The following is a 9,976-nucleotide window of genomic DNA, read 5'->3' as shown; positions in this document are numbered from 1 at the left end:
CTAGGCTTCTTGGGGCTTTCTCGTTTTTACAACAAGCCTTTGTTAATTTTCTTTTAAGTTTTTTTGTGTTAGCATGTGGCTCCCCCTCCTTTTTAGCTCCTAGGGTTTTCCCTAGGGGTCTTCTTAAGTTTCCTAAACTCTAAAGGGTTACCAAATGCACCCTATACCCATCGAATATGTTTATGTTTTACCAAAGCCCGATTTAGAGCCTCAAGCCTTACGCGTTTTAAAGGCCTGTCTACAAGAGGCACAAATGCCCTACAGCCTAGAATCGCCCAGTGTTTACAACCCTAATACAGCCCTACTATGTCTAGGAGGGGATGGTACACTCTTAGCTGCCCTACGCCACCCTTTGAATTTACCCTGCTTTGGCGTGCATGTGGGGTATTTGGGTTTTTTGACCGCTACGAATTTGGAGGGTGCACTCGGATTTTTAAAAGCCCTAAAAAGGGGAGATTACAGCGCACAAAGGCATTTAATGCTGGAGGGCAAAATGGGCAAAGAGCGTATTTTAGCGGCCAACGATTTGGTGGTGAGCAAGCAGGATTACTATGGCATGTTGGAGTTACAGCTCTTCATTGATGGGGTGTTGGCCAACACCTACAAGGTAGACGGGCTCATCTTTGCCACGCCGCTAGGCTCCACGGCTTACAACATCAGTGTGGGCGGGAGTGTACTTGACCCCTTATGCCAAAATATCCTCATCACCCCCATCGCGGCGCACTCGCTCAGCGAGAGACCGCTTATTTTGGGGGCGAGGGCGCGCTTAAAAGTACTCTCAACCCAAGCTTGTATTGTGGTGGCGGATGGGCAAGTACGCCGCGCCTTAGAACCCAAGCAGCCCTTGATCATCCAACGCGCCAAGCGCCACGCTACCTTGCTCCAACCGCTGGAGCGCAATTACTTTAATGTCCTTAAAGAAAAATTTGCATGGGGCTCCAGCATCAAGCCTTAACTTTATGCTTTAAGGGGATCAGCCCTATTTATCAAACAGTGGCAAGCAGCATACATGGTAGTACAACACCAGCTTGAAAGACTACGTCCACATGAAATAGGCAATCAAAAATAGCAGAGCAATTTGGCTTAAGAAGCATCGGGGCACCCCCAAGAGCAGATCGCTAATGGGCTCATTAAAGCCATGAAGGGGCAACCAGAAGAGGGATCAACATTTAGATCGCCTGATTAAACTCTTCTAAGAGAGAAGTAGCAGAGATGTATGTTTTAAACCGCTTGTTTCCAAAAACCCTATTTGATCACCTTAAAAGGCCTTTGACGGCCAAGACTTTTTTAAGTGGTGGAAAAGATCGAGAAACACACCTTCATCTGCAAAAACTACCAAAGACTTTTGAGAAATGGCAAATAGGTGGTTGTGGGGACATAAGACTCCAATAGAAGCTGACTTGAAGCTACGATCCCAACTAAAGTTAGAATCCCCTAACTTCAGGTATGGAGAGTGTGTCAATTTTGCAATTCTTGCAAGCTTATGGGGGAATTGTGCTTGAATTTGGAGTACTCTAACAAGCTCAAAAGCACCTTTTCAACGGCCTTTAGCGTGGTGAAGTAGGAGATTTTGTTTTTGAGCACTTGCATGCGGATGATCTTAGAGTCCTCGCTCACCCGGTCGCTGGTGTTAATCGCCATGTCAATCTCTTGATTGAGCATCAAATCAGAGATATTGGGCCGCCCCTCTGAGATTTTAAGCACCTGCACACTCTCTAAACCTGCAGCTTGCAAAGCCTTGTGTGTACCGGTGGTGGCATAGAGTTTAAAGCCCAAACTCACAAGAGCGCGCATTAAAGGCATGGCTTTTTGTTTGTCGCGATCTTTGAGAGAAACAAAGACATTCCCCTGGTGTTTGATAGGGTTGCTGCAAGCTAACTGAGATTTGTAAAAAGCTTCAGCTAGGGTATAGCCCACCCCCGCCACCTCACCGGTGCTCTTCATCTCAGGACCCAAAACCAAATCCGCCCCATAGAGTTTATTGAAAGGAAATACGCTCTCTTTGACAAAGACATAATGCAGATCTTTTGGAACAAAAAGATTGTTGGCTTTATCTATCAAGCCAAAGTCCTTGGCCAAATTCCTTAAATTCTGCCCCACCATCACGCGGATAGCCATCTCACTAATATCTAAGCCCAAAGCCTTAGAGACAAAGGGCACAGTGCGCGAAGCTCGGGGGTTGATCTCTAACACATAGAGTTTTTGATCTTTATAGGCAAATTGGATATTCACCAAGCCCAACACCTGTAAACCTAGCGCAATCTTTTTAGTTTGGCTATAAACCTCTTCTAATACCTGTGGGCTAAGGCTTGAGGGGATAAAACAAGTGCTATCGCCCGAGTGGATGCCCGCGGGCTCAATGTGCTCTAGCACGCTACACACAAACACATTGCTTTGATCACTAATGGCATCCACATCTAACTCTAGCGCGTCTTCTAGGAAGTGATCCATTAAAAGACTGGTTTCAAAACCATAGCTTTCTATGTAGTCCAAACATTCTTGTTTAGTCTGTAAAATGCGCATTTTTGCCCCGCCTAACACAAAACTAGGGCGCAAAATCAACGGCAATTCTAGCTGATCTAAATAGGCTAAAGCTTGTTCTTTAGTAGTGGCACACAACCCTTTAGGGTAGGCGATGTTTAGGCGATCTAAGAGTTGGTGGCACAAGTCGCGCTCTTCGGCGATCTCAATATTTTTAAAGGCCGTGCCTAGCAGGGGCACACCTAGTTTCTCTAAATCTTTAGCAATTTTAAGCGGAGTCTGCCCCCCAAAGCCCACCACAACACCGCGCAAATGCTCCTTTTGGCACGCAATGATCTCAAGCACATGTTCTAAAGTGATGGGCTCAAAGTAAAGGGTATCGCTGGTGTCGTGATCGGTGCTAATGGTCTCAGGATTGTTATTGACAATGATAGGACTTAGTCCCATCTTTTTAAGCGCAAGGCTAGCATGGGTTAGCGCGTAGTCAAATTCCATGCCTACACCGATTTTATTGGCACTCGAGCCTAACAAAATGATTTTAGGCCGCGTGGATTTAGGCTTTTGCACTGGGAGCGGAAAAAAAGGTGCATAGGTGCTATAAAGATAGGGTGTGGGGCTTTTAAACTCGTTGGCGCTCAAATCCACTTGGCTCATTTTAGGGTGCAAGTCTAGGGACTCCCTAGCATGGCGCACTTCTAATCCATGCACGCCCAAAAAACTGGCGATCAGCGCATCGCTTAAACCCATACTTTTAAGTTTAAATAAGGCTTGTTTGTCGCTAAGTAGGGCTTGTTTGTCCGTCTCTTTTAACTCTAGCAGGGCTTGTATAATTTCTTTAATCTCATTTAGAAAGTAAGGATCAATCAAGCACAGGCTATGCACCTCCTCTACACTAAGGCCAGCGCCAAAGGCATGCATGGCGTATAGAAGGCGCTTAGGATTAGGGCGGCGCAATTCTTTTTTCAAGAAGTCTAAATCTAAGGGGTTTTCTAAAAAGGCGCGTAAATTTTTTAAGAGATAATCGCTCTCTAGGGCTTTCATCAAACTTTCTTTAAAGCTCCCTCCAATGCCCATCACCTCCCCGATGCTCTTCATAGAAGTGCCTAGAGTTGTATCCACTTGGGGGAATTTCTCAAAATCAAAATGCGGAATTTTAGTGATGATGTAATCTAGGGTGGGCTCAAAACAGGTCGTGGTGTGGGTGATGTCGTTTTGGATCTCCTCAAGTGTGTAACCTAGGGCTAGAAGCGTGGCGACTTTGGCGATGGGAAAAAGCGTGGCCTTGCTAGCTAGTGCAGAGCTACGACTAACCCGTGGGTTCATCTCAATGACTAACAAACGCCGATCTTTAAGCGCAAACTGCACATTAGCCCCGCCCGTATCTACACCCACTGCGCGCAAGATCGCAAAGCTCGCATCGCGCATGCGCTGGTATTCCTTATCTGTGAGCGTTAGAGCCGGGGCAATGGTGATGCTATCCCCGGTGTGGATGCCCATGGGATCGACATTTTCAATACAGCACACAATGATACAATTATCGTTTTTATCGCGCACCACCTCCATTTCAAACTCTTTGCACCCCAGCAAACTCTCTTCAACCAAAATCTCAGAGATGGGTGAAGCCTCTAGGGCAAATTTGGCTAAATCCCTAAATTCCTCAATATTAAAAGCGACACTGCTGCCCTCCCCGCCCAAAGTAAAACTAGAGCGGATGATGCAAGGAAAGCCCACCTCTTTAACCACACTCAAGGCCTCTTCTTGATTGTAAGCATACCCCCCTTTTGGCAAATCTAGCCCAATGCTTAGCATGCACTCTTTAAAGGCGCGCCGATCCTCGGCTTTCAAAATACTCTCAATGCTAGCACCCAAAAGTTTGACATCTTTAAGCACGCCTGTAAAATGCCCTTGCTGGTGCAACTCCACGCAGATATTAAGCGCAGTCTGCCCGCCCATGGTGGGCAAGATCGCCTCAATGCCTTCCATTTCTACGATCTTTAAAACATTTTCTGTCGTGATGGGCTCAATGTAGGTTTTATAGGCTAGGGCTTTATCGGTGTTGATCGTGATGGGGTTAGAATTGAGCAACACCACCTCATAGCCCAAATTTTTGAGCGTTTTAAGGGCGATGCTAGAGGAGTAGTCAAACTCGCACGCCTGCCCAATGACAATAGGACCTGAGCCGATGAGTAAAATTTTCTTGAAGTTTTGCATAAGCGGGATTATAGCAGAAGTTGGGGGGCTCTGTTGGTCTTAATGTGTTTTGGCTAGAATAAGGGCTATGTTGGGTAAACTTAGGGCTTCAAGGTAGAGAATGGGTCGAAAAATTATAGTGGGGAGTACTTTTAGTGGAATCGGGGCCTTTGAGTACGCCCTTAAAAAGTTGAGAGTGCCGCATGAAATCGCCTTTGCGGGGGACATAGATCGCTTTGTCAAACAAAGTTACTTTGCCAATTACGCCATGGATGAAACAAGATGGCATGACGACATTATGCGCTTTTGTGCCCTAGAGTTTAAGAACAAGATTGACATTTTAGTGGGGGGTAGCCCTTGTCAAAGCTTTTCAATGGTGGGCAAAAGAAGGGGGTTTGGAGACACTAGGGGGACTTTGTTTTACGAGTTTGCACGGGTCATTAGCGAGTGCCAACCTAAAGCGTTTATTTATGAAAATGTCAAGGGGCTAACCAACCACGACAAGGGGCGCACTTGGCAGATCATTCAAGAGAGTTTTAAAGAGTTGGGCTACACCATTTACACACAGATTTTAAACGCTAAAGATTACGGAATCCCACAAAACAGAGAAAGGATTTTTGTGGTGGGCTTTAAAGAGCAAGTGCCCTTTAGCTTCCCTAAAACCCTAGAGTTGCAAACCACGATGCAAGATTTTTTAGAGGATTATACGCAGAGTAAATACTACCTTAAAGAAAAGGGGGTTAAATTTGTTACCAGCTCCAAGAACAGACTAAAGAAATACACCCAAATCAATGGCGCAATCGCCCTTTGCCAAAAGGCCAACCAGCAATACAACTGGCATGGAGATTTTGTTTTTGAGGATAGCCTAGAGCCTAGTGAGTTTTTATTTGATGTGCGGGATGTGGAGGAAAAATACTATCTAAGCGACAAAGTGCGAGATTATGTTTTAGCTGGGGGGACAAAAAACTTTAAGACCAGTACAAAAACCGACCTTAACATTGCAAGACCGCTTTTAACCACCATGCATAAAATGCACAGAGCAGGGGTAGACAACTATGTAACGCATACGGGGCGGCTTAGAAAACTCACGCCTAGAGAGTGTTTAAGATTGATGGGCTTTGATGATGGTTTTAAAATCGTGGTGAGCGATACACAAATGTACAAACAAGCGGGCAATTCGATTGTGGTCAATGTGCTATCTGCCCTTTTAAAAGAAATCCTTCAAGCCTTGAAAATGCGCTCTCTGTGGTAGCGCAAATAGACTAATCTTTGCGCATCAAAGGGAAGGCTAGGGTATTTCTTACCCGCCTTTAGATGTAGGCAACTAAAAGTGTGGGTAGAAAGCCAAGGGCTTAATAAAATCTCTTTATTATCTTTAAAGCTGATAAAACCCTTGTCAAAAAGTTTATCGATGGTGGGCGTGAGCATGAGCCCGTTTTTAGGATCGTATTGTTCATGGGGCTGGCAATGGGCAAAGGGCTTAATGTGGCTGGCGATTAACAGGCGATCGTAATTGAGCATTGTGATGGGACAAAAGGGGCATTCTTGCAATAAAGCCCTTCTGTAAGCGGCTTGTCCGCTCCGTGTTTCTTGTAAGGTTGTTAGCTCTTGTTGCAAGAAGTCTAAATTGGCAAAAATTTTAAAATAAAACACAACCGCGCCGTTGGCTGTATTTTTGAGTTTTAGGCATGATAAATAGCTTAAATTGGGTAGGGCGACTTCTCTTAACAAAGAGTAGTTTTCATCTTTGGTTGCGGTGGTGTTTAAATAAACTCTAGGGGGTCGCAATGCGTGCAAGTATCTCAAATTAAAGTGCAAGACATCTTGTAAAGAATTTATTTGTGCCACTCTACTTTGCCACAGAGTCGGCATGGAGGCCTTGTTTTTGTAGGCTTGTGTAGGGTTTTGATACTCTTGGGTAGTGTCCTGCAGATACTGGAGCAAATCTTTTTTGAGGATGAAGCAAGGTATTATTTTGTTTGGGTTGTCTTGTAAATCAAAAAACGCGAGGGTGCGCTTGTCTGCGGTTTGCCCGACATATAGTTTTGCTTCACCATGTCCGCTACCTATTTTATTGCCTCCTTTAATAAAACTATCTGCAAGGGTGATGTTTTCTAGGACATCTAAAATTTTGTAGTTTATGTTACCAACACGCATGGGCTTTTATTAAGTCCTCCTCTAACACCCCTTAGCCAATCACCCCGCCCTTTTACCCTGATCTTTTGCTTTAACTTGAAGGCTTCTTGCTACCCTCTTACATTTGAAGTTTTGCATAAGCGGGATTATAGCAGAAGTTGGTTTGGGATTTTAGGGATTTTCAAGGGGTCAAAACCATGGCACCAAGTGTAGTCATTTTCTATTTGAATTCACCATATAAACTCCGTCAACACTTTATAGATTTTTGGCAAAAATGGTTCAATATTTTCTTGTTCACAAGCCTATTGGGATACCACTTTATCCATTTTTGAGAAACTTGAATCTTATGAGATCGCAAGGGTAAAGTGGAGAAATATTCTTCGCAAATCTATCGAAATTTATATGCCTTTGCTTAATGTAATGATGGTTAGAATATTAAGGCACAAAAATAACAAAGCCTCTTTAAAAACATCACAGAGTATTTTATAGACAAATTTGATTTTTACAAGTCTATTGACTTATAGCTTAGACGATGCAAAATGATGCATAAACCTTAAATCAGTCCAGCCAACAGAGCAAGCCAAAAATCATTGCGCTCACTTTAGAATTCCCCACAAAATCATCGACTTGGATTTTCAACCAAAGAGCCGAACAACCATAGAATTGTCTTTAGATGAGTGTTAGTCATTCCCAATGCGCCTGCATCGCGCTAAAACATCTGTGAAAACAGCTTAAAAATTAACATCTAAGCCATAGGCTTACCACTTTAGTAGAATGGTGATCGTTTTAAGAAGTTTGACTTAGCTGGTGTAGCCGTCTGTTGCGCCTGGATGTGTGGGGTTTTGAGATAAAGGACCTAGGATTTGCCATACGGGCATTTCTTAAAGAGATACAACCTTAGTTCTAAAACCAAGGTGGGTGCACCGCAAATGTCTAGTTGTTTATAGGGGAATTATCCAAATACTTTATTATGTTTGCCAATGCGTACCAGCTCCAAAAAAGTATCTTGATAGCGGTAAATCAAAATGAGATCGGGTTTGATATGGCAATCCTAATATTTTAAGTTACCTTTAACTTTATGGTTAGCATACCTCACAGGGAGGGTTTCTTCTGCTATGAGGGTATGGATTGTTTGTAGTAGTTTCAATAAATCGTGATCATCTAGTTTTTTGAGTGCGCGCTTAAACGAGCTAGAGAAACAGCATTTCATATTATTCATATTGCTCATATCATTCAGTTGTCGTAAGATTAAATGATAAGCCATACAACGCTCCTCTCTTGTGTATAAAATTTGTCTAAAACCACAACTCAAAAACACTCCTTTAACCAAAATACCCGAGCACACAACCCAGGGACCGCGAGGCTAACAAATCCATTTTAAAAGGGATATTAAGATAAATGTGGATCAGCTGCTTTTGAACCGCAAAAATATTTACAGTGCCATCGCCCACACAAGTTCTAGCTTCACCACTTACCGCTCGATCGCTGGGTTTAATGTGGCTGCTCAGCACAGTTTCTTTTATGCAGACACAGAGTTTGTCAATGTTGCGGGGGTTGTCGGTGTTTTTTTGTAATTATCTTCGCTTGCAGGGCGCAACTCGCAGGGTGCAACTCTTTGTGGCACTAACCGCCTCTATACCTTTGTGTACTCCAAAATATCCAACACATTTTACAGGGTATTTTGGTGATCAAGAGTTAAACCCAATGCCCGCATGATTTTAAGGCTCAGCGCGCTTTTTGGGGTGTGTTTGAGGTCTTGTAGGGGGATTTTAACAAGGTCGGTGGGGTCTAAATCCTCCAAAAGGGCTTGGTGGATTTTGGCACTTAGGCGGTACTTGGTGTAGCTGTGGCGCACTTGGGCTAGTAGGGGTAGGTAGGTGGCTCCTTGTTCCTTGAGTAGGGGGAATTGGTGCAAGTTTGCATACAGCCCCTTTTTAGCGTAGGTCAAGTATAAAAACCCCTCTTGAATGCACACGCCGTAATGTTTAGTGATAGGGGTACTTGGGGGCTTTTTTGCCACGCTAAAGCGCGCTAAATCCTGCTTGCCCTTGCAGGCTTGTTGCAGGGGGCATAGTAGGCAGGCGGGATTAGCGGGGGTGCAAACCAGCGCGCCTAAGTCGATCAAGGCTTGGTTGTGATCAAAGGGGTTGTCTTGGTTTAAAAACTCTAGGGCTTTTTCTTGTAAGAGTTTAGCAAGATTGGGGCTTTTAGGCTCAAGCGCAAAGAGGCGCAAAAGCACCCGGGCAACATTAGCATCCACCACCCCAACCGCCTGTTTAAAACCAAAGCATAAAATCGCGCTCGCGCTGTATGCGCCCACACCCGGCAGGGCTAATAGGGCTTGGTGGTCATTAGGCAGCTCCCCCCCGTGCAATTCACAGCAAATCTGCGCGCTCTTGTGTAAATTCTTTGCCCTTGCGTAGTAGCCTAACCCCTGCCATAGCAATAAAACTTGTTCTAATTTAGCCTCTGCTAAGGCTCTTAGCGTAGGCAGAGCTTGTAAAAAAGGGGGGTAGAATTTCTCGAGCACCACGCCGATTTGGGTTTGTTGGGACATGATTTCGCTGACATAGACTTCATAGGGGGCGTTTGGCCCCTTTAGGTGGCGGATTGGTAGGTCTATGCGCCCGCTGGTGGCGTACCACTCTAAAAGGGCGGTGTGTAGGGGTTTAAACATGGCTTCTCCAAAAGTGGGTATTATAGTGCTTTTCTCTTAAAGGGGTGCTATGGAGTTTCAAATCGATTTGATCGATGAGGTGCAAAGCGGGCTAGGGGATTTAAGGACACATTTAACACCGCTCATGGCGCATTTAGGCAGGACGGGGGGGGTGGAGTTGGTACTCGTATCCCCTGAGCGCATCCAAGAGTTAAATCATTTATATCGGGGACTCAATAAACCAACAGATGTTCTAAGCTTTCCCATTTCCATGCCCTTTAATGATTTTTTAGGCAGTGTGGTGGTGAATATAGAGCTTGCCACAGAAGAAGCCCAAAAAAGAGGGCATAGTCTTTTGGATGAAATCACCCTGTTATTTTTGCACGGCTATTTGCATTTGCTGGGCTACAACCACGAAAATGATAGCGGCGAGCAAAGAGCCTTAGAGCAGGAGGTGATAAAGGCCTTTAACCTGCCCCCTAGTTTAATTGTGCGTACTGAAAGTCTTTAAGG

9 protein-coding genes are annotated in these 9,976 nt (G+C 44.6%); 5 read left to right on the top strand and 4 right to left on the bottom strand.

What is annotated here, in order from left to right; translation table 11 throughout:
• Nucleotides 1–154 precede the first annotated feature (154 nt).
• The gene (locus AOG36_RS03610; protein WP_015106499.1) at nucleotides 155–955 is read left to right on the top strand and encodes an NAD(+)/NADH kinase; all 801 of its coding nucleotides are present in this window, start codon (nucleotides 155–157) and stop codon (nucleotides 953–955) included.
• Nucleotides 956–1,458: 503 nt separating this feature from the next.
• On the opposite strand, the gene carB is transcribed toward AOG36_RS03610, so the two are convergent.
• On the bottom strand, nucleotides 1,459–4,701 hold the full coding sequence (carB, locus tag AOG36_RS03605; RefSeq protein ID WP_370696096.1) for a carbamoyl-phosphate synthase large subunit: 3,243 nt from the start codon (nucleotides 4,699–4,701) through the stop codon (nucleotides 1,459–1,461).
• Nucleotides 4,702–4,792: 91 nt separating this feature from the next.
• Here carB and AOG36_RS03600 point away from each other — a divergent pair, with 91 nt between their 5' ends.
• Nucleotides 4,793–5,923 carry a DNA cytosine methyltransferase gene (locus AOG36_RS03600; protein ID WP_082334148.1) on the top strand — a complete coding sequence of 377 codons (1,131 nt, stop codon included), beginning with the start codon at nucleotides 4,793–4,795 and terminating at the stop codon, nucleotides 5,921–5,923.
• Here the strand turns inward: AOG36_RS03600 and AOG36_RS03595 are convergent.
• Nucleotides 5,893–6,828, bottom strand: a complete 936-nt coding sequence (locus AOG36_RS03595; RefSeq protein ID WP_015106495.1) for an HNH endonuclease — start codon at nucleotides 6,826–6,828, stop codon at nucleotides 5,893–5,895. The genes AOG36_RS03600 and AOG36_RS03595 overlap by 31 nt on opposite strands.
• 240 nt (nucleotides 6,829–7,068) lie before the next feature.
• On the opposite strand from AOG36_RS03595, the gene AOG36_RS09350 reads away from it, so the two are divergent.
• Complete coding sequence (locus AOG36_RS09350; protein ID WP_084815787.1) at nucleotides 7,069–7,296, top strand: HaeIII family restriction endonuclease; 228 nt, start codon at nucleotides 7,069–7,071, stop codon at nucleotides 7,294–7,296.
• Nucleotides 7,297–7,759: 463 nt separating this feature from the next.
• Here the strand turns inward: AOG36_RS09350 and AOG36_RS09345 are convergent, their stop codons facing one another.
• Nucleotides 7,760–7,849: a type II toxin-antitoxin system RelE/ParE family toxin gene (locus AOG36_RS09345; protein WP_082333447.1), complete on the bottom strand. Its 90-nt coding sequence runs from the start codon at nucleotides 7,847–7,849 to the stop codon at nucleotides 7,760–7,762.
• A 358-nt stretch (nucleotides 7,850–8,207) separates the two neighbouring features.
• On the opposite strand from AOG36_RS09345, the gene AOG36_RS08545 reads away from it, so the two are divergent.
• The gene (locus AOG36_RS08545; protein WP_156294631.1) at nucleotides 8,208–8,381 is read left to right on the top strand and encodes a hypothetical protein; all 174 of its coding nucleotides are present in this window, start codon (nucleotides 8,208–8,210) and stop codon (nucleotides 8,379–8,381) included.
• Between the two features lie 95 nt (nucleotides 8,382–8,476).
• On the opposite strand, the gene AOG36_RS03585 is transcribed toward AOG36_RS08545, so the two are convergent.
• Nucleotides 8,477–9,484, bottom strand: coding sequence for an A/G-specific adenine glycosylase (locus AOG36_RS03585; protein ID WP_015106493.1), 1,008 nt, complete (start codon nucleotides 9,482–9,484; stop codon nucleotides 8,477–8,479).
• A gap of 124 nt (nucleotides 9,485–9,608) precedes the next feature.
• Here AOG36_RS03585 and ybeY point away from each other — a divergent pair, with 124 nt between their 5' ends.
• Entirely contained in the window at nucleotides 9,609–9,974 is a 366-nt protein-coding gene (gene ybeY, locus AOG36_RS03580) for an rRNA maturation RNase YbeY (RefSeq protein WP_231622507.1), read from the top strand.
• Nucleotides 9,975–9,976 lie beyond the last annotated feature (2 nt).

This window comes from Helicobacter heilmannii, assembly GCF_001283065.1.
Taxonomy (GTDB): Bacteria; Campylobacterota; Campylobacteria; order Campylobacterales; family Helicobacteraceae; genus Helicobacter; species Helicobacter heilmannii.
Note: the sequence above shows the minus strand (reverse complement) of the source record. Positions and strands in the feature narration are given on the sequence as shown.

Bases quoted from the DNA above. Each gene is read 5' to 3' on its own strand.
- AOG36_RS03610 (WP_015106499.1), top strand. From the start codon at position 155: ATGCACCCTATACCCATCGAATATGTTTATGTTTTACCAAAGCCCGAT.
- AOG36_RS03600 (WP_082334148.1), top strand. From the start codon at position 4,793: ATGGGTCGAAAAATTATAGTGGGGAGTACTTTTAGTGGAATCGGGGCC.
- AOG36_RS03595 (WP_015106495.1), bottom strand. From the start codon at position 6,828: ATGCGTGTTGGTAACATAAACTACAAAATTTTAGATGTCCTAGAAAAC.
- AOG36_RS03585 (WP_015106493.1), bottom strand. From the start codon at position 9,484: ATGTTTAAACCCCTACACACCGCCCTTTTAGAGTGGTACGCCACCAGC.
- ybeY (WP_231622507.1), top strand. From the start codon at position 9,609: ATGGCGCATTTAGGCAGGACGGGGGGGGTGGAGTTGGTACTCGTATCC.